Below are 22882 nucleotides of genomic sequence, written 5' to 3'. Positions count from 1 at the left end.
GAGCCGGACCCGGCACCCGAACCGGACCCGCCAGCCGAGCCGGACCCGGCACCCGAACCGGACCCGCCAGCCGAGCCGGACCCGGCACCCGAACCGGACCCGCCAGCCGAGCCGGACCCGGCACCCGAACCGTCGACCGAACCCACGGTCACGGCTTCAGGAACCCGGCGTCGCTCAGGACCCCCTGCCCCTCGGAGGACCGCACGAGCGCGATGAACGCCTTGGCGGCCTTCGCGCTGCGTGCCTCCTTGAGGAGGGCGATCGGATAGTCGTTGACGGCGTCCGCCGCTTCGGGAAACTCCACGCCCTCCACCTTGTCACCCGCGGCGAGCACATCGGTCTTGTAGACCACCGCGGCGTCGGCCTCCTTCAGCTCGACCTTGGTGAGGGCGGCCTTGACGTCCTGCTCGTAGGAGACGGGAGTGAGCCGGAGCCCACTGGCATCGAGCGCCTTCTGCGCGGCGGCGCCACAGGGCACCTCCTTGTCGCACAGCACGACCTTCAGCCCGCTCCTGGTGAGGTCCTTCAGAGAGTCGATCCCGTCGGGATTCCCTGACAGGGTGGCGATCTCCAGCTCATTCCGCACGAACGTCGCGGGCGCCCCGACGGCGTCCCCCGCGTCCGTCACGATCTTCATCGTCTTGGGACTGGCCGACGCGAACACATCCGCCGGCGCGCCCCCGGTGATGCTCGCGGCCAGGGCGTCACTGCCGCCGAAGTTGAAGGTCACCTCGACCCCGGGATGCGCCTTCTCGAACCGCGTCCCCAACTCCGTGAAGCTCTCCTTCAACGAAGCGGCGGCGAAGACGGTCACCTCCCCGGAAACGTCACCCGAGGCCGCCGCCTCCCCACCCCCACCGGAGCCCTCCCCGGCCGAACACCCAGTGACCCCCACCAGCACAACCCCACCGACGAGGGCCCCCCACCGCCCGAGCCGCTTCCGCCGCCCCAGCCACCCCGCCCCGAAAGAACGAGCCACCACGCCCCACTCCTCTCACTCAAGCAGGAACCCATTCTGGCGCACTTACAAGCTGAAGAGGCGTGGTGACATCGCACAAGCGAGACGGCACGCCTACATACCTGGCATGTGCGCTCACCAGGCATCCCCGGCGTGGTCGCGGCGGCCCGAGCGCAGGGCGGTCACAGGCGGCCCGGAACATGACGGTGCCCGTCGCCGCTGCACAAAGCGCCCGCACCACCCACCCCCGAACTCAGACGTGGGAGAGACCGAAGGAAACGAGAAACCCACTCACAGTGATCAGCCCGATAGCCAGGTGGGCGTCCTCGAACGCCTCGGGAATCATGGTGTCGGCCACCATCGCGAGGATCGCCCCGGCGGCCACCGCGGTCACGCCGGCGATGACGGCGGGCGAGAAGGAACCGACCACGGTGTAGCCCAGCACGGCCGAGATCATGCTGGCGCCGGCGATCGCCCCCCACACCCCGAACACATAGCCACGACCACGGCCGGCCTTCTTCATCCCCGCAGAGCTGGACAGCCCCTCGGGAACGTTGCTGATGAACACAGCGGCAACGGTCACAAGACTGACGGCACCGCCGTCCAGCAGGCTCACCCCGATCACCGCGGACTCGGGCACCCCGTCCAACAGCGCCCCCAGGGCCAACGCCATCCCGGACCCACCCTGCTCGTCCTCGGACGGCTGCGCCCGCGCCCGCTGATACCCGGACCGCTTACGATGCCGGGCCCCACGACGGGCGAGCCACACGTTCCCCCCGGTATAGGCCAACGCCCCCACCAGCGCCCCCACGGCGGCAGGAGCAAGCCCGGCCTCCTCGTAAGCCTCGCCCATCAACTCGAAGGAGACGGCCGAGATCAACACCCCGGCCCCGAAGGCCATCACGGCCGCGATCACCTTCTGCGGCACACGCACCGCGAACCCGACCAGGGCCCCCACCAACAACGCGGCCCCCGCGACGAGCCCCCAGAACCCAGCCATCAACACGTCACTCATGCCGCCCCGTGTACCCGCACCCCTCCCGATCGACGTGCACCAGGCGCTGAAAGCCCCAGACCTCCCGTGACAGGCCGACCGACACAGATGCGGATCAGACGGTCCACATACGAGCGTTGGCTTGCGAGCGGAAGGACGGTGCGTGAGCGCGACTGACGACATCCGGCCCGCCACCCACACGGGGAGGGCGCGGCCGGGTTCCTCTCGATCCGCCTGTGGAAGGCGCCCTCCACTCAGGTCAGTTCGGTTGATTAGTTGCGCAGGGTGAGCGTCACGTCAGCCTTGTCGTCGGGCTCCCCCTCATTCCAATTCTGCACATGTATGTTCCAGGAGGTGCTCGCCCCAGGAAACAGGATCCTGTGCGCGAAGGCTGACGCGCCGTCCAAGTCGCCGTTGTTCTCGGTGTCGCCCTCATAGAACTCGACGAGACCTTCGGTCACGCGAACGACTCCATTCGAATCGGCGGCAAGCCTGTAGTGAACCTCGACCCTGATCTCTCCGCCGCACTTGGACCATGCGCGGACTTTCGTGGAACCGCTACCCTTTGTGAGCGTGACTGGGGTAAGCGAAAAACCCCGGTTGCAGACGGTATTTGGGCCGAAGTTCTCCCAATCCATGATCCGCATGCTGACGTTTCCGGTCACCGTCTTCTGATGATTGGCCTGGGCGTCTGTCGCTAGAGCGGGGACCGCAATGGCTGCAGCGGCGGGAATAACGAGCGCCCGCCAGACTACGGAGCGATTTGCCTTCATGGGGTTCCCTCCATCAAAATGGGTCCATGCGGCTGTAACTCAGCCCGCCAACACCCCCTCTGCTTTCCAGGCTACGCCCTAGGCCACCCGTGCGCATTTTGACCCGTGCACCAACTCTCTTTTGTTGAATGGTCAGTTGTCGCGTTACGCGGCCGCTCTTCCGGTAATCCCATGTCGAAACCTGCGCACCTTTGTTCGTGTGAGGTACCGGCTCAACATCGAGTAGCGCCTCCTGTGCACGTCCTGTCGGACGCGAACGAACTGCCCCTTCTCGTATCTCGGCCGGCTACACCCACGACAGTGAAGGGCTGAAGCCCATGATCGGGGGTCACCCGAACGAGACCCGACCCCCGCCGCGGCCGGTACTTCACGCCCCAGCACCTCCATGCAGACAAAGCCGACGACCGCGCCGGACCTGCGCAGACGGCTCCGATGGACGCGAATCGGCGTCCGCATCGCCCGCAAAGGCGTCGAATGCAGCGAACGATTAGGGCGCCACCGTTGGGACATCGAGCGGACAATGTCCTGGCTCCCTGGCTACTGACGCCTGAGCCCTCGCTACGAGCGCCATCCCCGCAACCACCTGGCCATCCTCCAACTCGCAGCCGCTCTCTGCTGCTACAAGCGAATAGTCCGCCTCATCGCATAGAACACGGTCTCAGAAGTCGTCCTCATCGAGGACTTCAGGTTCGCGGCTGTAGGCGAGGTCGAGGACGTAGCGTTCGATGACGGGGCAGTTGTTCCAGGCCTGGGCGAGCTGGTCTTCGAAGGTGTCGTCCGTAGGGTGGTCGAGGCTTTCCTCGTAGTAGTCAGCGGTCGCCTGGCGTCCGACCCACCAGGCGTGACCTTCGTAGAGGCCGGGGCGGGGCAGAGTCATTTCTCCTGCCGGGCCGTATTCGAGTTGGTTGACGACTAGGACGCCGGTTTCGGACTCGATACTCACAGGGACATGGCCTTCCGCATCGGCGGGCGGGCCCGGCGGGGTGTCCCAGACGCGGATGGCGACCTCGACGTCGATGTCGGGTTGGAGGCTGCGGATGTACAGGTGGTAACCATTGCCGGCCACCACCTGCCTGCGGGCAGCGGCCATGGCGCCGTCGTCGCTGAGGTAAGCGTCGGAGTCGTAGACCTCGACGACGCGGCGGGCCGGTGTGGCCTTGCAGCTGTATTCGACCAGGAGCGCCATATTGCCGCTGCCCTTCTTCTAGTTGGTGATCTTCATGTAGAAGGCGTCGCCGTCGAGGATCCGGCTGAGGGTGTACATCTCGTCCAGCTTGCGGCCTCCCGTCTCACTGTCGTCGCCGTCGATCAGCCGGACGGAAAACCGGTTGTCGCCCTTGGTGGAATCTTCCTGTGTGGAGGCGAAGGGGTACTCGTCGCGCTGAAGGTCGGGTCCCGAATAGTCGCCCCACACCTTCCTGTATTCCGCGATCAAGCGCTTGCGGTTCTTCCCTTGCTTCTCCCTGTCGACCAACCGGTGCAGGGGTTCCTTCGCTCCCGGGACGCTCCTGCCGACCCACGAGGGGAAGGTGCGCTCGGGGCGGTTCAGGGCGTCGTAGATGTGCAGAGCGCTTTCGTTGACTGCCGGGTCCTCCTGACTCATCACGAGTTCCACACGGGCTTGAGTGAAGACGGTGCCTTTGTGCTTGCCCGCGGCTGGGCCGGCGCTGTCGTAGCGGACGCTTGAGGTGTAGACGCTGCCACCGTCGTTGTAGGGGGCGGCGTTGGGGGCGCTGACGCTCAGGTCCATCGCGACGGTCGAAAAGACGCGTTGCTGGTTGCCGTCCTTGAACAAGGTGCCCTTGTCCGGGGACGTGTAGGTGAGGGTCCATTGGGACCGACTGTCCCACGCGCCGAGCAACTCGTCGCGAACTTCGGTCTGCGGCGCGGTCACCTTGGGGGTCCGCAATGATGACCGCCGCCGTCGACGCGCTCGGCCCGCACACCTCGCACGCGGGGGTGGACCGGACCGAGGTGGCGGAACGCGCCAGCAATAGCGTTGAAGTCCTGCTCACCCACTACGCGAAGTGCCTCGACGGAAGGCAGGACGTCGCCAACCGGCGTATCGAGGACCTCCTTCGCGAATACGAGTCAGACACCCTGCATCCCATTGGGGCTCCGGGCATCTTGTCCGGAGCCTCTCTCGTTTAAGGCATCACCTGCTGCGATGCTTCAAGCCGAGAGCAGACGAGGGGGCTAGTGGAGCTGAAGATCGCGTGCTGGAAGCGATACGGACATGATCGCCTGTATGCGAATGTGCCTGACGAAACCGCGGTCGGTTGGGCGGACGTAAGGACGGGGGCATCACCGTCTTAGGCGGCGAGCATCGCGACGACGTGATCGCCGTGCTGACACACCACTTACGGGACAACCCCAGGCTAATCTTGCCGCAGGAGGCATCTGAAGCTGAAGGACGCCCGACGCTGCCGCCTCTGACGCCGGCAGACGACCTGGCCACCAACCGCCCCGGAGAATCACTCCGTGACCTGCTCGCCACATCCGGCCCAGGTCTGTTCGAGCGAGTCGTCTCACGGCTTCTGCGGCGTCCCTCGGAGTGGCCTCGTGGCGTCAGGGCCTGGCGGGGGAGAGACGAGCAGGAGCGGAGCTGGACCGTTTGGCGCTTCCCGGATGGAGCGTCCTGCATTCAAACCCCCTGGCCCACAACGTGGACGTCAATCACTTGCATGCGGCCGCCTATGCGCCCAAGAGCCGGGCGACGGTCAAGCGGTTCATTCGAGTGCTTGAGCACTACCGCGGCCTTCCTGTCCCGGTGGAACCACTGTTGGTCTTCGTCGGAGCGACTGGTCTGAAAGTGGTCGCCACGCAGCTCGGCGTGCGCGTGTACAGGGAGTGTCAGGTGGCGGCGCTGGCACCGCTTTCCGGGGTGCTTACGGCTGAGCAGGTCGAGCAGGTGTATGGCGTCGCTCGCCATCGCCAGGCCTGGGGTCGGGCCTGAGCCGGTGTTCTCAGGAGGTGCCGGATCCTCGCGGGAGCTGTGGGTGGCCTCCAGGGTTTGACGATTGCCGGGGTGGCCTGTCAGTGCCGTCTCTTACGCTCCGCTCTTGAACAAGCAGTGCGAATGGAGGGGTGACGCGGATGGGCGGCAACGGATGGAACCACACGGGCCCGTATCAGCGCGATCTGGTGGCTGCGTTCCGACAGGCCCAGGCGGACGAGCTGGCGCGGGACAACCACGGTTTCGAAGGACTGTCCGTCGAGGAACTGTGGCGCGACCCGGAATGGCAGGAGTACATCTTCACCGGAGGCACGGGCACCGTGCTGGACTTCCCTCTCATGATCGAGGCCGCGGACATGGACGACGGCCCGTTCATGCGACCCCTGACCGAGGGTGAGGTGCGTGCGTGGGCTCCCCACGGCCGGCCGACCTATGAGGAGTGGGATGCCGCTCTCGATTCCGAGCGGTTGGACTTCCCGGGCCGCGCCCAGGGGAACTGCACAGTGCTCTACCGCGACGGTAGGCCTGCGCAAGTCGGCTATTGGGGAGTCACCGCCGACTAGGGCGGAACCGCAATCACGTTTACCTGGGGTGATGCTCCAAGATCCCGTCTACGCCTCGTCCGCAGGACCCCGACATACGGCCGCTCCGAGCGGGATACGGCTGCAAACATGAAGACCCCGGCCTCAGCGTTTCCGCTGGTGACGGGGTCTTTGGGCACCTCATGCAAGGTGCCCCCGGCAGGATTCGAACCTGCGCACACGGCTCCGGAGGCCGTTGCTCTATCCCCTGAGCTACGGGGGCGTGTCGGGCGCCTTGTTTGGCGGCGACGGGTAAAACCCTACCAGCTCCGTGGGGCAGGTCATGAACGGTTTACGGGGTGTGGGGGTGGGGTTGAGCTGGGGGAGGTCGCCCGCAGGGGGCGGAAGTGGGGAAAACCCGGACGCGGCGGTGGGGCTCGACCTACTCTCGAGTTGTGCCAGGCGTGTCCGGTCGGGTGCTTGTTGTGGACGACAACAAGGTCATCCGGCAGCTGATCAGGGTCAACCTCGAGCTGGAGGGCTTCGAGGTGGTGACCGCGGCCGATGGTGCCGAGTGTCTGGACGTCGTTCATCAGGTTCGCCCCGATGTGATCACCCTCGACGTGGTCATGCCCCGGCTCGACGGCCTCCGTACCGCCGCCCGCCTCCGCGGTGACTCCCGTACCCAGCGGTTGCCCCTCGCCATCGTCAGCGCCTGTACCCAGTACGAGGTCGAGGCCGGGCTCGACGTCGGCGTCGACGCCTTCCTCGCCAAGCCCTTCGAGCCCGACGAACTCGTCGCCCTCGTGAGGCAGTTGGTCGAGCGGGGCGAGTCCGACCCCGCCGCGCAGGCTGGGATCAGTGCCGGTGCCAGTTCGGGGGGCAACACCAGTGCCGGGGCCAGTGCCAGTGCCGGTGCCGGTTCCGCTGCGTCTGCGGGCGGTATGGGGCATGGGGGCGGAGGCGAGGGGGCCGAGTGGGCCGGGCGTTCCGGTAGCTGACTCTCGGTTCCCCCCATTACTCGAGGTCCGGTCCGTTTCCCTCGCTCGGCCCCCGCTGAAGTGGCCGGGCTTCCGTCCGCTCTGCGGTCCCGGCGCCGGTCCGGTGCTGTCGCAGGTCCCGTTGACGTCCCGTTGACGTCCCGTTGACGTCCTTCCCGTCCGCTCCCTCCAGCCCTGCCCGCGCCGTCGCGCCGCCCCCGCATCCGAGTCCCGGCTGTCCACATCCCGGACCACGCGGGAAACCTGCTCGCATACCCACCCCCCTCCTCCCATACGCTTGTCCCCGTGACCCCCGTCGAGCTCTCCCGCACCGTGTTGCACGCGGTGCGCCGTGCTGTGGATCAAGGGGAGCTGAGCGTGGCCGTGCCCGCACGGGCGGTGGTCACCCCGCCAGGGCCCGGTGGCACTGGGGACTACGCCACCAACATCGCCTTGCAGCTGGCCCGGCCCGCTGGGCGGCCGCCCCGGCAGGTCGCCGAGATTCTGCGGCCCCACCTCAGCCGGACCGAGGGCGTCGCCGCTGTCGAGATCACCGGGCCCGGCTTCCTCAACATCCACCTCGATCGCAACGCCGTCGCCTCCCTCGTGCGTGAGGTGCTCGACCGGCGGGCCGGCGGCCCTCCGTACGGGCACAGCGACTCCCTCGCCGGGCAGGTCGTCCGGCTGCGCATCCCGTACGACATTCGCGCCGAGGTTGTCGCCGACGCGGTCGGGCGGATCGTCGCCAGCCAGGGCGGCCGGGTGGAGGTCCACCACGTCAGGCCGGCGGTGCGGCCTGGGCCGGGGTCCCGTCTCACGGAGGAGGCAGAGGGGTCAGCCCAGGGGGCAGATAGTCCAGAGAAGTCGGAGGGTCCAGCAGGTTCGGAAGGCCCACTAGGTCCGGAAGGTCCAGCAGGTTCGAAAGGTCCAGCAGGTTCGGAAGGTCCAGCAGGCTCGGTAGGTCCAGCAGGCTCGGAAGGCTTTGAGTTCTCCGCAGTGTCGGAGGAGTCGGACCGCTCCGCCCAGCCCATCGACCTCCGGCCCGTCCCCGCCCCCGAGGACCCCACGCCCCTCGGCCCCGACGCCCTTCGTTGGGCCCTGCTGCACCCCGCCGCCCACGACCGGCCCCGTATCACCGCGGACCTCCTCGTACAGCGGGCCAGCAACCCCCTCTTCCGCGTCCGCTACGCCCACGCCCGAGCCCGCGCACTCAGCCGCAACGCCGCCACCCTCGGTTTCACCGGCACCCCGGGCCACCTAGACGCCACCACGTCGGCCGGCGCAGACGCTGCCGCCACCACCGGTGCCGTCGCCCCCGGTGACGATCACGGGGTCATCGCCGCACCCTTCACCGCTCAGAACTCGGCCCCGTTCGCGGCCCTCCGCCCCGCCCCCGCCGCGGCCGTGGCCCAGGACCCGGCCCCCGTACTCGGCACCGCGTCGGGCGCCACACCCTTCACGGTCCCGGGCGCCACCCCCGCCCTCGCCCCCGCTTCCGACCCCACCCCCCTCCTCACCGCGATCTCCGAGTACCCCCACGTCCTCCTTCGCGCCGCGACCCACCGAACGCCCGACCGCCTCGCCCGGCACCTGGTCGTCACCGCCGACGCCCTGCTGGCCTTCCAGCACACGGTGCTGCCGCGCGGCGACGAGAAACCCTCGGCCGCCCACCGGGCCCGGCTGGCGCTTGCCGAAGCCGCCGGGACGGTGCTGGCCGGCGGCCTGTCCCTGCTCGGCATCGACGCACCCGAATACCTCTGAGCGAGCCCACCGGCCCCCAGCCCGAAGCCAAAGCCCCAGCCCAAGCCCAGGCCAAGTGCAAGGCCCAAAGCCCTCGGCCCCAGGCCCAAGCCATCGGCCCAAGCCATCGGCCCAAGCCATCGGCCCAAGCCATCGGCCCAAGCCATCGGCCCAGGCCATGGCCAGGGCCAAGAGCCGAAGCAAACGCCGAAGCCCAAGGCCAAGAGCCGAAGCAAACGCCGAAGCCAACGCTGAAGCCCAAGGCCACGAGCCGAAGCCCTAAGCCAAGAGCCCAAGCCGCAGCCCAAAGCCCAATGCCCAAGCCGCAGCCCAAGCCCGAAGCCCAAGCCCAAGCCGAAGCCCCGAGCCGAAGCCGGAAGCCGAAGCCCAAGCCCCGCCCCAGGCCCCGCTTGCACAGAGTCCCGATAGGCAGAGAGAGTCAGACCCAGTCATGAGCCGTTCCGCACACCCCGCCGGGCCCCGTCACGCCGATGTGCTCCCCGAGGGGCATTACAGCGCCCCGCCCGCCGACCTGAACACGCTCGACCCGAAGGTGTGGGCGCAGACCGTCGACCGCGGGGACGACGGAGTCGTCCGCGTCGGCGGCGTCGACGTCAAGACGCTCGCCGAAGAGTTCGGCACCCCCGCCTACTTCCTCGACGAGGCCGACTTCCGCGCCCGCGCCCGCGCCTGGCGCACCGCGTTCGGCCAGGACGCCGACGTGTTCTACGCCGGCAAGGCGTTCCTCTCGCGCGCCGTGGTGCGCTGGCTGCACGAGGAGGGGCTCAACCTCGACGTCTGCTCCGGCGGCGAGCTCGCCACCGCCCTGTCCGCCGGAATGCCCGCCGACCGCATCGCCTTCCACGGCAACAACAAGTCCACGGAGGAGATCCACCGGGCGGTCGAGGCCGGCGTCGGCCGTATCGTCCTCGACTCCTTCCAGGAGATCGTGCGGGTCGCGCACATCGCCCAGGAGCTCGGCAAGCGCCAGCGCGTGCAGATCCGGGTGACCGTCGGCGTCGAGGCGCACACCCACGAGTTCATCGCCACCGCGCACGAGGACCAGAAGTTCGGCATCCCGCTCGCCGGGGGGCAGGCCGCCGAGGCCGTGCGACGGGCGCTGAAGCTCGACGGTCTGGAGCTCATCGGGATCCACTCCCACATCGGGTCCCAGATCTTCGACACCTCCGGCTTCGAGGTCGCCGCCCACCGCGTCGTCGGGCTGCTCAAGGACATCCGCGACGAGCACGGCGTCGAACTGCCCGAGATCGACCTCGGCGGCGGCCTCGGCATCGCGTACACCAGCGCCGACGACCCGCGCGAGCCGCACGAGATCGCCAAGGCGCTCACCGAGATCGTCACGCGGGAGTGCGAGGGCGCCCGGCTGCGTACGCCGCGGATCTCCGTCGAGCCGGGGCGCGCCATCGTCGGGCCGACCGCCTTCACGCTCTACGAGGTCGGCACCATCAAGCCGCTGGACGGACTGCGGACCTATGTCTCGGTCGACGGAGGCATGTCGGACAATATTCGGACCGCTCTGTACGACGCCGAGTACAGCGTCGCGCTGGTGTCCCGTACGTCCGACGCCGAACCGATGCTCGCGCGGGTGGTCGGCAAGCACTGCGAGAGCGGTGACATCGTGGTGAAGGACGCGTTCCTGCCGGCCGACCTGGCACCGGGTGACCTGATCGCGGTGCCGGCGACCGGCGCGTACTGCCGTTCCATGGCGAGCAACTACAACCATGTGCTGCGCCCGCCCGTCGTCGCGGTCACGGACGGGGAGGCCCGTGTGATCGTCCGGCGGGAGACGGAGGAGGATCTCCTGCGTCTCGACGTCGGGTGACGCGATCCCGGTCGCATCGCAGTCGCAGTCGCAGTCGCAGTCGCTGCTGCGGCTGTCTGCTGCTGCCGCCGCTGCCGCCTCCGCGAAGGGGCGGGCCGCGACGGGGCGGATAATGCGTGCCGGGGAATTGCGGGGCCGAAAGATCTCCGTCTTACGGCCCCGCGAAAATGAAATAGATGTCTCACGATCCGGACGAGGGATAGAAACTCCCGTCCGGTGAGTGAGACTGGTTCCACCGTATTCGGTATGTGAGGAAACGAGGTCGGATGATGCGTACGCGTCCGCTGAAGGTGGCGCTGCTGGGCTGTGGGGTTGTCGGCTCAGAGGTGGCGCGCATCATGACGACGCACGCCGACGACCTCGCCGCCCGGATCGGCGCTCCCGTCGAACTCGCGGGCGTGGCCGTCCGCCGGCCCTCCAGGGTCCGTGAGGGCATCGACCCGGCCCTCGTCACCACCGACGCCACCGCCCTCGTCAAACGCGGGGACATCGACGTCGTCGTCGAGGTCATCGGCGGTATCGAGCCCGCCCGCTCGCTCATCACCACCGCGTTCGAGCACGGCGCCTCCGTCGTCTCCGCCAACAAGGCGCTGCTCGCCCAGGACGGCGCCGCCCTGCACGCGGTCGCCGAGGAGGCGGGCAAGGACCTCTACTACGAGGCCGCCGTCGCCGGCGCCATTCCGCTGATCCGCCCGCTGCGCGAGTCCCTCGCCGGGGACAAGATCAACCGGGTGATGGGCATCGTCAACGGCACCACCAATTTCATCCTCGACAAGATGGATTCCACGGGCGCCGGATATCAGGAGGCCCTGGACGAGGCCACCGCGCTCGGTTACGCCGAGGCCGACCCGACCGCCGACGTCGAGGGCTTCGACGCCGCCGCCAAGGCCGCGATCCTCGCCGGGATCGCCTTCCACTCGCGGGTACGGCTCGACGACGTCTACCGCGAGGGCATGACCGAGGTCACCGCCGCCGACTTCGCCTCCGCCAAGAACATGGGCTGCACCATCAAACTGCTCGCCATCTGCGAGCGGGCCGCGGACGGTGGCTCCGTCACGGCGCGCGTGCACCCCGCGATGATCCCGCTGACCCACCCGCTGGCCTCCGTACGCGGCGCGTACAACGCCGTGTTCGTGGAGTCGGACGCCGCGGGCCAGCTGATGTTCTACGGCCCGGGAGCGGGCGGCTCGCCCACGGCCTCCGCGGTCCTCGGCGACCTCGTGGCCGTCTGCCGCAACCGGCTCGCGGGCGCCACCGGGCCCGGCGAGTCCGCGTACGCCGCCCTGCGGGTCTCGCCCATGGGCGAGGTCGTCACGCGCTATCACATCAGCCTCGACGTGGCGGACAAACCGGGCGTTCTCGCCCAGGTCGCGACCGTGTTCGCCGAACACGGGGTGTCGATCGATACCGTTCGCCAGCAGGGCAAGGACGGCGAGGCGTCCCTCGTCGTCGTCACCCATCGTGCCTCGGACGCCTCCCTCAACGGGACCGTCGAGGCGCTGCGGAACCTCGACACCGTGCGGGGTGTCGCCAGCATCATGCGGGTTGAAGGAGAGTAACCAGCAATGACCCACCAGTGGCGCGGAATCATCGAGGAGTACCGGGACCGGCTGCCCGTCTCCGACAGCACGCCGGTCGTGACGCTCCGCGAGGGCGGCACGCCCCTCGTCCCCGCGCAGGTGCTCTCCGAGCGCACGGGCTGCGAGGTCCACCTCAAGGTGGAGGGCGCCAACCCCACCGGGTCCTTCAAGGACCGCGGTATGACCATGGCGATCACCCGGGCGAAGGAGGAGGGCGCCAAGGCCGTCATCTGTGCCTCCACGGGCAACACCTCCGCCTCCGCGGCCGCCTACGCCGTCCGCGCGGGCATGGTCTCGGCCGTGCTGGTGCCCCAGGGCAAGATCGCGCTCGGCAAGATGGGCCAGGCCCTGGTGCACGGCGCGAAGATCCTCCAGGTCGACGGCAACTTCGACGACTGCCTCACCCTCGCGCGTGAACTGAGCGACAACTACCCCGTGGCGCTGGTGAATTCCGTCAATCCGGTGCGTATCGAGGGCCAGAAGACGGCCGCCTTCGAGATCGTGGACATGCTCGGCGACGCCCCGGACATCCATGTCCTGCCGGTGGGCAACGCGGGCAACATCACGGCCTACTGGAAGGGCTACAAGGAGTACGCCGCCGACGGCATCGCCGCGAAGACGCCCCGCATGTGGGGTTTCCAGGCGTCCGGCTCCGCGCCGATCGTGCGCGGCGAGGTCGTCAAGGACCCGTCGACCATCGCCACCGCGATCCGTATCGGCAACCCCGCGTCCTGGCAGTACGCCCTCGCCGCGAGGGACGAGTCGGGCGGTGCCATCGACGAGGTGACGGACCGTGAGATCCTGCGCGCCTACCGGCTGTTGGCCGCGCAGGAGGGCGTGTTCGTGGAGCCCGCCTCCGCCGCGTCCGTGGCCGGTCTGCTCAAGGCCGCCGAGAACGGCAGGGTCGACCCGGGCCAGACCATCGTCTGCACCGTCACGGGCAACGGTCTGAAGGACCCCGACTGGGCCGTCGCGGGCGCCCCGCAGCCGGTCACCGTCCCCGTCGACGCCGCGACGGCGGCCGAGCGCCTCGGTCTCGTCTAGCGGGCGCGGAGCATGGCGGGAAACGGCCAGTAAGTCGCGCGTAGACGCCGTTTCCCGGGGGATAACCCTGGCAGGACCCGACAGGGGGTGCACAGGGGGCTTACGACACGCATCGTGCGCCTCCTGTGCGCCCTATGTCGCCACAGAACCCACCTTCGATAGGCTGTACCGAACCCGCCTGCCGCATATGCCCCGCAAGGGCGCGGCGCCGCGCCGTCCTCAGACGGCCGCCGGGTTCCCGCGTACGTCATCGAATGTCATTCGACAATCGTCAATCACGCAGCTCAAGGAGAGTCATCGAGCGATGGCCGGTCCAGCGTTCCGCGCCGCCGCCGTACGGGTGCGCGTCCCCGCCACCAGCGCCAACCTCGGCCCGGGCTTCGACGCCCTCGGTCTGTCGCTGGGGCTCTACGACGACGTGGTCGTCCGGGTGGCCGACTCCGGCCTGCACGTCGACATCGCGGGGGAGGGCAGCGGGACGCTCCCGCGCGACGAGCGGCATCTGCTCGTCCGCTCCCTGCGCACCGCCTTCGACCTGCTGGGCGGCCAGCCGCGGGGCCTGGAGATCGTCTGCGCCAACCGCATTCCGCACGGCCGCGGCCTCGGCTCCTCCTCGGCCGCCATCTGCGCCGGCATCGTCGCCGCCCGTGCCGTGACCATAGGCGGCGAGAACCGGCTCGACGACGCCGCCCTGCTGGAACTCGCCACCGAGATCGAGGGCCACCCCGACAACGTCGCGGCCTGCCTCCTCGGCGGCTTCACGCTCTCCTGGATGGAGGGCGGCTCCGCCCGGGCCATCAGGATGGATCCCGCCGATTCCATCGTTCCGGTGGTTTTCGTCCCCGGAAAGCCCGTGCTCACCGAGACGGCGCGCGGACTGCTTCCGCGCACCGTCCCGCACGTCGACGCCGCCACCAACGCCGGCCGCGCGGCCCTGCTCGTGGAGGCCCTGACCAGGCGTCCCGAACTGCTGCTGCCCGCCACCGAGGACCGGCTGCACCAGGAGTACCGGGCGCCCGCCATGCCGGAGAGCGCGGCCCTGGTCGAGCGACTGCGGGCCGACGGCGTCCCGGCGGTCATCTCCGGCGCCGGACCCACGGTCCTGGCCCTGGCCGACGAGGCCAGCGCCGACAAGGTGGCCCACCTCGCGGGCGCGGAATGGGCCGCCAACCGGCTGGACCTCGACGCCCGAGGGGCGTGCGTCCTGCCGCTCACCACCACCGTCGCCGAGAGCGGCGCCGACAGCGGCGACGCATAGGGGCGTACGGTTGCCGGATTTCGAGAGGGGGAATGTTTGTTGGATCCGGTAGTGTTAACCTCAAGTCTGCACCTGCCCCAGCCATGGCATGGTGCTTATCGTCCCCGTCCGGGACAACCATTCTTCCGGGAGTCTCCCAAGCCGCACTGTGCTTCGTACGTCAAGCTGTACGCCGTACGCAGGCACTGAGCGGTCTGCCGAGCAGGCTCCGGAACCGGCGTGACCGAGCCGCGTGACACAGACACCGAGTGCCACGGCCCCGCAAGCGCCGAATCACCAGCAAATTTTCCTCCGCCGCTTTGGCGGACCACCGCCCCGGCACGGTCCACCCGAACAGGGCCGAAGCCGGACAGCACAACCGGTCGCCGAGCCAGAAGGCCGACGTCCGCTCCAGGGAAGGACCCTTCGTGAGCGACACCACCGATCTGATGGGCGCACGTGTCGAGGAGACCGCTGCCGCGCCCGCCACGGACGCCGCGCCTGCCAGCGGTGCCGGCTCCCGGCGGCGCCGTGGCACCGGCCTTGAGGGCATGGTGCTGGCCGAGCTGCAGCAGGTCGCATCCGGCCTCGGCATCAGGGGCACCGCGCGGATGCGCAAGAGCCAGCTGATCGAGGTCATCAAGGAGGCGCAGGCGGGAGGGGGTGCCGCGGCTCCCAAGGCCGAGGCCGCCACCGAGACCAAGCCGAAGCGCCGCGCCACCTCGAAGGCGCGCACCGGCGAGGACGCCGCCCCGGCCGAGAAGGCCGCCAAGAAGGCCGAGGCGCCCGTCGAGAAGGTCGACAAGACCGAGAAGGCCGTCGCCCAGCAGCAGATCGAGATCCCCGGCCAGCCGGCCGGCGGCGACGAGGCGCCCACCGAGCGCCGTCGTCGTCGGGCGACCGCCGACGCGGGCAGCCCCGAGACGGTCACCGCCGAGGCGAAGTCCGAGCCCAAGGCCGAGACGCCCGCGCAGGCCCAGCCGCAGGGCGAGGCCAAGGGCGACGCCGACGCCGACGGCCGTCAGGGCCGCCGCGACCGCCGTGAGCGCGGCCGCGACCGTGACCGCGGCGACCGCCGGGGCAAGGGCGACGAGCAGCAGGGCGGCGGCGGTCAGCAGCAGCGCGACCGCGGCCAGCAGCAGGGTCAGCAGCAGGGCGGGGGCCGTCAGGACCGCCAGCGGGACAACGGTCCCCAGGACGACGACGACTTCGAGGGCGGCCGCCGTGGCCGTCGCGGCCGCTACCGCGACCGTCGTGGCCGTCGTGGCCGTGACGACATGGGTGCGGCCGAGCCGCAACTCGCCGAGGACGACGTCCTGATCCCCGTCGCGGGCATCCTGGACATCCTCGACAACTACGCGTTCATTCGCACCTCCGGCTACCTGCCCGGCCCGAACGACGTGTACGTCTCCCTCGCCCAGGTCCGCAAGAACGGCCTGCGCAAGGGCGACCACATCACGGGTGCGGTCCGTCAGCCCAAGGAGGGCGAGCGCCGCGAGAAGTTCAACGCGCTGGTGCGCCTGGACTCCGTCAACGGCATGGCGCCCGAACACGGCCGCGGCCGCCCGGAGTTCAACAAGCTCACCCCGCTCTACCCGCAGGACCGCCTCCGTCTGGAGACGGACCCGGGCGTGCTCACCACCCGCATCATCGACCTGGTCTCGCCCATCGGTAAGGGCCAGCGCGGTCTGATCGTGGCCCCGCCGAAGACCGGTAAGACCATGATCATGCAGGCGATCGCCAACGCGATCACGCACAACAACCCCGAGTGCCACCTGATGGTCGTCCTCGTCGACGAGCGTCCGGAAGAGGTCACCGACATGCAGCGGTCGGTCAAGGGCGAGGTCATCTCCTCGACCTTCGACCGTCCGGCCGAGGACCACACCACGGTCGCGGAGCTGGCCATCGAGCGTGCCAAGCGCCTGGTGGAGCTGGGTCACGACGTCGTCGTGCTGCTCGACTCGATCACGCGTCTGGGCCGTGCGTACAACCTGGCGGCGCCGGCCTCCGGCCGCATCCTGTCCGGTGGTGTCGACTCGACCGCCCTGTACCCGCCGAAGCGCTTCTTCGGTGCGGCCCGCAACATCGAGGACGGCGGCTCGCTCACCATCCTCGCCACCGCCCTGGTGGACACCGGGTCCCGCATGGACGAGGTGATCTTCGAGGAGTTCAAGGGCACCGGCAACATGGAGCTCAAGCTCGACCGCAAGCTCGCCGACAAGCGCATCTTCCCGGCGGTGGACGTGGACGCGTCCGGTACCCGCAAGGAAGAGATCCTGCTCGGCAACGAGGAGCTGGCGGTCGTCTGGAAGCTGCGCCGGGTGCTGCACGCGCTGGACCAGCAGCAGGCGATCGAGCTGCTGCTGGACAAGATGAAGCAGACGAAGTCGAACGTCGAGTTCCTGATGCAGATTCAGAAGACGACGCCGACGCCGGGCAACGGCGACTAGTCCGACCGGTCGTCGCGGCTGGTCTCGGCACGTCAGAAGCGCCGAAGAACTGGGGCCACCCTCTTTGTGAGGGTGGCCCCAGTTTTCTGTATGGGACACGTGTACGATCACGGTTCTTCTTCTGTCTTGTTTTGATTCTTGAGTTCTCAGGGGGGACTTGAGTGGCCAGACCTTTGTCCGGAGCTGTCGCCGCCGCGATAGCCGGGGCGCTGCTCCTGTCGTCGGCCGGTGCGGCCAACGGAGCCGGCTCGTCGGGGAGCGACGAGCTGGACGTGCGGATCGCGAACGCGATGGCGGCGGACGACACCGTCGGTGAGAGCGCGGCGCAGCCGTCGCCGTCGACGAACGAGTCGTCGGAGAGCACCGACGCGGACGGCCTGAAGCCGGACGCCAAGATCATCGGTGGTTCCGAGACCACCATCGGCGCGGCGCCCTGGATGGCGCAGCTCTGGTACTACGACCCGACCCAGGACCTCGGCTTCTTCTGCGGCGGCTCGGTCGTCTCGCCGACCAAGATCCTCACCGCGGCCCACTGCGTCGACAAGAGCCAGTACGACTGGGCCTCCTACGGTTCCGTCGTCACGGGCACCGACAGGCTGCCCACGGCCGTCTACGACAGCGACGGCAACGTGGTGGACATGGACTACCACGGCGGCGAGCCCACGAAGGTGTCCCGCCAGTGGAACCACTCCTCGTACAACGAGGACACGATCAACAACGACGTCGCCGTCCTCACGCTGGCCAAGCCGGTCACCGCCACGCCGATCAGGATGACGACGTCGACCGACACGTCCTCCTACGCCGCGGGCACCAGCGCGAAGGTCTACGGCTGGGGCCGTACCAGTTCCACCAGCGACGACATCTCGGAGACGCTGAAGACGGCGACGCTGCCCGTCGTCAGCGACACGACCTGCGGGAACACCTGGGGAAGCTACTTCGTCAAGGGCAACATGTTCTGCGCGGGCAAGCCCGCCGGCGGCACCGACGCCACCACCACCGCCATCTGCAACGGCGACTCCGGCGGCCCGCTCGTCGTGGGCGGCAAGGTCATCGGCGTGGTCTCGTGGAGCGTCGTGGACTGCGTGCAGAAGGGCGCGTACCCGGTCTTCGCGAAGGTCAGCAAGTACGTCGGCGTCGCCTACCCGCGCGTCGACGACACCGACATCAGCCGGGACGGCAAGGCCGACGTCTTCCTGCGCAACAAGGAGACCGGCACGGGCTACGTCCGCGCCTCCACGGGCTCCGCGCTCGCCGACCGCAAGGCACTGACCGCCGAGGGCAGCTGGACGGGCTACAACCTCGTCCAGCAGACCGACCTCAACCGGGACGGCTACCAGGACTACGTCCTGCGCCGCGCCTCCGACGGCGACGTCTTCTGGCGGCGGCGCACGGCGTCGTCGAGCACCTGGACGACCACGCAGATCTTCGACAACTGGGCGACCCGCACCCGGATCATCACCCCCGGCGACGTCACCGGCGACGCCCTGCCCGACCTGCTCTCGGTCGACTCGGCGGGCGCCCTGTGGATCTACCCGGGCAAGGGCAACGGCACCTTCGGCACGCGTGTCCAGGTGAGCACGGGCTGGAACTCGTACAACGCGGTGCTCGGCCACGGCGACTTCACCGGCGACGGCAAGGCCGACCTGATCGCGCGCACCAAGACCGGCTCGAACATCTACCTGTACAAGGGCACCGGCAAGGCCGGTACGGGCGCCTTCGCCACCAAGATCAAGGTCCGCTCCGACTGGAGCTCGTACAACACGCTCATCACTCCCGGTGACGTGAGCGGCGACGGCCGCGCGGACCTGCTGGCCCGCACCAGCGGCGGCACGCTGTACCTCTACAAGGGCACCTCGAAGGCCACGAGCGAGATCTTCGGCACACGGGTCTCGGTCGGAACCAGCTACGCCCAGTACGACCTGCTCGGCTGAAACACCAGGTGAGCCCGGTCCCACCGGGCTCATCCGGCACACCCGGTGCCCATCGCTCTTTGCGCGATGGGCACCGTTCGTTGTGCAACCCTTTCCCGGATTACTCCGTCTGACCGATCGGAGTGACCATGAGCGGTACGGCCACATCCGACCAAGCAGGCCTGGGCCTGAACGCAGGGGGTAACCGACCGGGAAAGAGGACGAGGAGCACATGTCCGCCGAGAGCACACTGGAACCCGCCACACAGGACCCGTCCGGCACCGCCGGCCGTCACCGCGCGCCCAAGGGCAGCCGCCGCAAGCCACGCGACGGGCACAGCAGAGCGGCGCTCGCCGTCCTCTGGACCGCCGCCGGCGTCCTGGTGCTGGGCGGCACCGGAGTCGGTTACCTGTACTTCAAGCTCAACGGCAACCTCAAGAGCGTCGACATCAACCAGGCCCTCGGCACCGACCGGCCCCTCGACGTCGACAACGGCTCGCAGGACATCCTCGTCCTCGGCTCCGACACCCGCTCGGGCAGCAACAAGAAGCTCGGCGGCGGCGTCGACGACGGCAGCGCCCGCTCCGACACGGCGATGATCGTGCACGTCTACGAGGGTCACAAGAAGGCCAGCGTGGTCTCCATACCCAGGGACACCCTGGTCGAGCGGCCCGAGTGCACGGACACGCACGGCAAGACGCACCCGGCGGCCCGCCTGGCGATGTTCAACTCCGCGTACTCCACCGGTGGCGCCGCGTGCGCGGTGAAGACCGTCGAGTCCATGACCGGCATCCGCATGGACCACTACATCGAGGTCGACTTCGCGGGCTTCGAGAAGCTGATCAACGTCCTCGGCGGAGTCGACATCACCACGGCCAAGGACATCAAGGACCCCGACAGCCATCTGAACCTCAAGGCCGGCGAGCACACCCTCACCGGCAAGCAGGCACTCGGGCTGGTCCGCACCCGGCACGGCGTCGGCGACGGCTCCGACCTCGGCCGCATCCAGCTCCAGCAGGCGTTCGTCAAGGCGCTCCTGGAGCAGGTCAAGGAGGTCGGCATCCTCAGCAGCCCGAAGAAGCTCTACGACCTCGCCGACACCGCCACGGACGCCGTCACCACCGACTCCGACCTCGACACGGTCAAGGACCTCGCCTCCTTCGCGAGCGGCCTCAAGGGCATCGGCGCCAAGAACATGACCATGGTCACCATGCCGGTCCAGTACGACCCCGCCGACCCCAACCGCGTCCTGGTCGACAAGGCGAAGTCGAAGCGGGTGTGGGCGGCCCTGAAGGCCGACAAGGCCATCCCGAAATCGGCGACGAAGGGCACGGCGACGGGAACGGCCGGGGACGTCGTCACCGCCGGGAACTGAAGGGGCGCGGGGAACCGCGCGACCGGCCCGCACGGCCCCGCAGCCGTCCAGGGCCGATCCCGAGGCACCCCCTCGGGCGCACTCTCCCTCACAGAATGACCCCGGGGAATACATGGCGGCACCCCCTGGTTTTGGGAGATGCGGCCAGTCCTGGCAGACTGGTACGTCGGCTCCGGTTCACGCTCTCGCATCCCGCGGCAGCGACCCGGCGCCCTCCCGAAACTAGGAGACACCTTGAAGCGCGACATCCACCCCCAGTACGTCGAGACGCAGGTCAGCTGCACCTGTGGCGCGTCGTTCACCACCCGTAGCACGATCGAGAGCGGCACCATCCGTGCCGAGGTCTGCTCCGAGTGCCACCCGTTCTACACGGGCAAGCAGAAGATCCTCGACACCGGTGGCCGCGTGGCCCGCTTCGAGGCCCGCTTCGGCAAGGCTGCCGCTGCCAAGAAGTAGCGAGCCCACAGCGCCGGTCCTCGGTGCCCCCGTCCCGGGGGCTTCGGGACCGGCGCTTTGCGGTGCAGCCCACTTATCACGTCGTACAGGGAGCCGGAGATGTTCGAGGCGGTCCAGGAACTGGTCGGGGAACACGCCGACCTGGAGAAGAAACTCGCCGACCCGTCGGTCCACGCCGACCAGGCGAACGCGCGCAAGCTGAACAAGCGCTACGCGGAGCTGACCCCGATCGTCGGCACGTACCGTTCCTGGAAGCAGACCGGTGACGACATCGAGACGGCCCGCGAACTGGCCGCCGACGACCCGGACTTCGCCGCCGAGGTCAAGGAGCTGGAGAAGCAGCGCGAGGAGCTGACGGAGAAGCTGCGCCTCCTGCTCGTCCCGCGCGACCCCAGCGACGACAAGGACGTCATCCTGGAGATCAAGGCCGGCGCCGGCGGCGACGAGTCCGCCCTGTTCGCCGGTGACCTCCTGCGCATGTACCTGCGCTACGCCGAGCGCGTCGGCTGGAAGACCGAGATCATCGACGCCACCGAGTCCGAGCTGGGCGGCTACAAGGACGTCCAGGTCGCCGTGAAGACCAAGGGCGGCCAGGGCGCCACCGAGCCCGGCCAGGGCGTCTGGGCCCGGCTGAAGTACGAGGGCGGTGTGCACCGCGTCCAGCGCGTCCCCGCCACCGAGTCCCAGGGCCGCATCCACACCTCCGCCGCCGGTGTCCTCGTGACCCCGGAGGCCGAGGAGATCGACGTCGAGATCAACCCCAACGACCTCCGCATCGACGTCTACCGGTCCTCCGGGCCCGGCGGGCAGTCCGTCAACACCACCGACTCCGCCGTGCGCATCACGCACATCCCCACCGGAGTCGTCGCCTCCTGCCAGAACGAGAAGAGCCAGCTGCAGAACAAGGAGCAGGCGATGCGTATCCTGCGCTCCAGGCTGCTCGCCGCGGCGCAGGAGGAAGCGGAGAAGGAGGCCGCCGACGCCCGCCGCAGCCAGGTCCGTACCGTCGACCGCTCCGAGAAGATCCGCACGTACAACTTCCCGGAGAACCGCATCTCGGACCACCGCGTCGGCTTCAAGGCGTACAACCTGGACCAGGTCCTGGACGGCGACCTCGACGCGGTGATCCAGGCATGCGTCGACGCGGACTCGGCGGCGAAGCTGGCAGCCGCGTAAGAGGTACCTACGCTCGACCGAGTACGACACGGAGGACTTGCGTGAACCTGCTGCTCGCAGAGGTGGCCCAGGCCACCCAGCGGCTGGCCGACGCCGGCGTGCCCTCGCCGCGCAACGACGCGGAGGAGCTCGCCGCGTTCGTGCACGGCGTGAAGCGGGGCGAGCTGCACTCCGTGAAGGACTCCGACTTCGACGCCCGCTACTGGGAGGTCATCGCGCGGCGCGAGCAGCGCGAGCCGCTCCAGCACATCACCGGGCGCGCCTACTTCCGCTACCTCGAACTGCAGGTGGGCCCGGGGGTGTTCGTGCCCCGTCCGGAGACCGAGTCCGTGGTCGGCTGGGCCATAGACGCCGTACGGGCCATGGACGTGGTCGAGCCCTGCATCGTCGACCTGTGCACCGGCTCCGGCGCCATCGCGCTCGCCCTCGCCCAGGAGGTGCCGCGCTCCCGCGTGCACGCCGTGGAGCTGTCCGAGGACGCCCTGGTGTGGACCCGCAAGAACGTGGCCGGCTCCAGGGTCGACCTGCGCCAGGGCAACGCCCTCGACGCCTTCCGCGACCTCGACGGCCAGGTCGACCTGGTCATCTCCAACCCGCCCTACATCCCGCTCACGGAGTGGGAGTACGTGGCACCGGAGGCCCGCGACTACGATCCCGAACTCGCCCTGTTCTCGGGCGAGGACGGACTGGATCTGATCCGCGGCCTCGAACGCACCGCGCACCGGCTGCTGCGCCCCGGCGGTGTCGTCGTCGTCGAGCACGCCGACACCCAGGGCGGCCAGGTGCCGTGGATCTTCACCGAGGAGCGGGGCTGGGCCGACGCGGCCGACCACCCGGACCTCAACAACCGGCCGCGGTTCGCGACCGCCCGCAAGGCGCTGCCCTGATG

Annotated in this window: 18 protein-coding genes, 1 tRNA gene and 3 pseudogenes; 16 read left to right on the top strand and 6 right to left on the bottom strand. The window is 69.1% G+C overall.

Annotated elements, in window-relative coordinates:
- Nucleotides 1-148: 148 nt before the first annotated feature.
- The 3 genes from modA to ACZ4Z2_RS26660 form a co-directional block, all read right to left on the bottom strand.
- On the bottom strand, nucleotides 149-895 hold the full coding sequence (gene modA, locus ACZ4Z2_RS26670) for a molybdate ABC transporter substrate-binding protein (protein WP_468079280.1): 747 nt from the start codon (nucleotides 893-895) through the stop codon (nucleotides 149-151).
- Between the two features lie 316 nt (nucleotides 896-1211).
- Nucleotides 1212-1973 carry a ZIP family metal transporter gene (locus ACZ4Z2_RS26665; protein WP_468079279.1) on the bottom strand — a complete coding sequence of 254 codons (762 nt, stop codon included), beginning with the start codon at nucleotides 1971-1973 and terminating at the stop codon, nucleotides 1212-1214.
- A 251-nt stretch (nucleotides 1974-2224) separates the two neighbouring features.
- Nucleotides 2225-2725, bottom strand: a complete 501-nt coding sequence (locus ACZ4Z2_RS26660; RefSeq protein ID WP_468079277.1) for a hypothetical protein — start codon at nucleotides 2723-2725, stop codon at nucleotides 2225-2227.
- 234 nt (nucleotides 2726-2959) lie between these two features.
- Here ACZ4Z2_RS26660 and ACZ4Z2_RS26655 point away from each other — a divergent pair.
- Nucleotides 2960-3374: pseudogene (locus ACZ4Z2_RS26655) on the top strand (transposase); the annotation flags it as partial.
- Nucleotides 3375-3383: 9 nt separating this feature from the next.
- On the opposite strand, the gene ACZ4Z2_RS26650 reads toward ACZ4Z2_RS26655, so the two are convergent.
- Together ACZ4Z2_RS26650 and ACZ4Z2_RS26645 are read right to left on the bottom strand one after the other, a co-directional pair.
- The gene (locus ACZ4Z2_RS26650; RefSeq protein WP_468079276.1) at nucleotides 3384-3911 is read right to left on the bottom strand and encodes a hypothetical protein; all 528 of its coding nucleotides are present in this window, start codon (nucleotides 3909-3911) and stop codon (nucleotides 3384-3386) included.
- Between the two features lie 18 nt (nucleotides 3912-3929).
- Nucleotides 3930-4619, bottom strand: a complete 690-nt coding sequence (locus ACZ4Z2_RS26645) for a NucA/NucB deoxyribonuclease domain-containing protein (RefSeq protein ID WP_468079275.1) — start codon at nucleotides 4617-4619, stop codon at nucleotides 3930-3932.
- 56 nt (nucleotides 4620-4675) lie between these two features.
- On the opposite strand from ACZ4Z2_RS26645, the pseudogene ACZ4Z2_RS26640 reads away from it, so the two are divergent.
- The 3 genes and pseudogenes from ACZ4Z2_RS26640 to ACZ4Z2_RS26630 all read left to right on the top strand — a co-directional run.
- A pseudogene (locus ACZ4Z2_RS26640) lies at nucleotides 4676-4876 on the top strand (hypothetical protein); the annotation flags it as partial.
- A 3-nt stretch (nucleotides 4877-4879) separates the two neighbouring features.
- Nucleotides 4880-5681: pseudogene (locus tag ACZ4Z2_RS26635) on the top strand (NERD domain-containing protein).
- A gap of 140 nt (nucleotides 5682-5821) precedes the next feature.
- Complete coding sequence (locus ACZ4Z2_RS26630; RefSeq protein ID WP_468079273.1) at nucleotides 5822-6244, top strand: hypothetical protein; 423 nt, start codon at nucleotides 5822-5824, stop codon at nucleotides 6242-6244.
- 169 nt (nucleotides 6245-6413) lie between these two features.
- Here the strand turns inward: ACZ4Z2_RS26630 and ACZ4Z2_RS26625 are convergent.
- Nucleotides 6414-6485, bottom strand: a tRNA-Arg gene (locus tag ACZ4Z2_RS26625).
- A gap of 124 nt (nucleotides 6486-6609) precedes the next feature.
- Here ACZ4Z2_RS26625 and ACZ4Z2_RS26620 point away from each other — a divergent pair.
- From ACZ4Z2_RS26620 to prmC, 12 genes are all read left to right on the top strand, one after another.
- Nucleotides 6610-7203, top strand: coding sequence for a response regulator (locus tag ACZ4Z2_RS26620; RefSeq protein WP_468079272.1), 594 nt, complete (start codon nucleotides 6610-6612; stop codon nucleotides 7201-7203).
- A gap of 285 nt (nucleotides 7204-7488) precedes the next feature.
- Nucleotides 7489-8943 (top strand): ArgS-related anticodon-binding protein NrtL, encoded by a 1455-nt coding sequence (nrtL, locus tag ACZ4Z2_RS26615; RefSeq protein WP_468079270.1) that lies wholly within the window; start codon nucleotides 7489-7491, stop codon nucleotides 8941-8943.
- Between the two features lie 430 nt (nucleotides 8944-9373).
- Nucleotides 9374-10765 (top strand): diaminopimelate decarboxylase, encoded by a 1392-nt coding sequence (lysA, locus tag ACZ4Z2_RS26610; protein ID WP_468079269.1) that lies wholly within the window; start codon nucleotides 9374-9376, stop codon nucleotides 10763-10765.
- Nucleotides 10766-11031: 266 nt separating this feature from the next.
- Nucleotides 11032-12324, top strand: a complete 1293-nt coding sequence (locus ACZ4Z2_RS26605; RefSeq protein ID WP_468079268.1) for a homoserine dehydrogenase — start codon at nucleotides 11032-11034, stop codon at nucleotides 12322-12324.
- A gap of 6 nt (nucleotides 12325-12330) precedes the next feature.
- Entirely contained in the window at nucleotides 12331-13389 is a 1059-nt protein-coding gene (thrC, locus tag ACZ4Z2_RS26600) for a threonine synthase (protein ID WP_468079267.1), read from the top strand.
- Nucleotides 13390-13693: 304 nt separating this feature from the next.
- On the top strand, nucleotides 13694-14647 hold the full coding sequence (gene thrB / locus ACZ4Z2_RS26595; RefSeq protein WP_468079265.1) for a homoserine kinase: 954 nt from the start codon (nucleotides 13694-13696) through the stop codon (nucleotides 14645-14647).
- A gap of 407 nt (nucleotides 14648-15054) precedes the next feature.
- Nucleotides 15055-17076, top strand: a complete 2022-nt coding sequence (gene rho / locus ACZ4Z2_RS26590; protein WP_468079264.1) for a transcription termination factor Rho — start codon at nucleotides 15055-15057, stop codon at nucleotides 17074-17076.
- A 161-nt stretch (nucleotides 17077-17237) separates the two neighbouring features.
- Entirely contained in the window at nucleotides 17238-19007 is a 1770-nt protein-coding gene (locus ACZ4Z2_RS26585; RefSeq protein WP_468079263.1) for a trypsin-like serine protease, read from the top strand.
- Between the two features lie 211 nt (nucleotides 19008-19218).
- Nucleotides 19219-20361, top strand: a complete 1143-nt coding sequence (locus ACZ4Z2_RS26580; protein WP_468079262.1) for an LCP family protein — start codon at nucleotides 19219-19221, stop codon at nucleotides 20359-20361.
- 234 nt (nucleotides 20362-20595) lie between these two features.
- Nucleotides 20596-20817 carry a 50S ribosomal protein L31 gene (gene rpmE, locus ACZ4Z2_RS26575; RefSeq protein ID WP_055514850.1) on the top strand — a complete coding sequence of 74 codons (222 nt, stop codon included), beginning with the start codon at nucleotides 20596-20598 and terminating at the stop codon, nucleotides 20815-20817.
- 99 nt (nucleotides 20818-20916) lie between these two features.
- Nucleotides 20917-21993 carry a peptide chain release factor 1 gene (gene prfA / locus ACZ4Z2_RS26570; RefSeq protein WP_468079261.1) on the top strand — a complete coding sequence of 359 codons (1077 nt, stop codon included), beginning with the start codon at nucleotides 20917-20919 and terminating at the stop codon, nucleotides 21991-21993.
- Nucleotides 21994-22034: 41 nt separating this feature from the next.
- Nucleotides 22035-22880 (top strand): peptide chain release factor N(5)-glutamine methyltransferase, encoded by an 846-nt coding sequence (gene prmC, locus ACZ4Z2_RS26565; RefSeq protein ID WP_159773100.1) that lies wholly within the window; start codon nucleotides 22035-22037, stop codon nucleotides 22878-22880.
- Nucleotides 22881-22882 lie beyond the last annotated feature (2 nt).

The organism is Streptomyces sp. NPDC030183 (assembly GCF_055573455.1).
The sequence above is the reverse complement of the archived record's forward strand: the minus strand, read 5'-3'. Positions and strand labels throughout refer to the sequence as shown.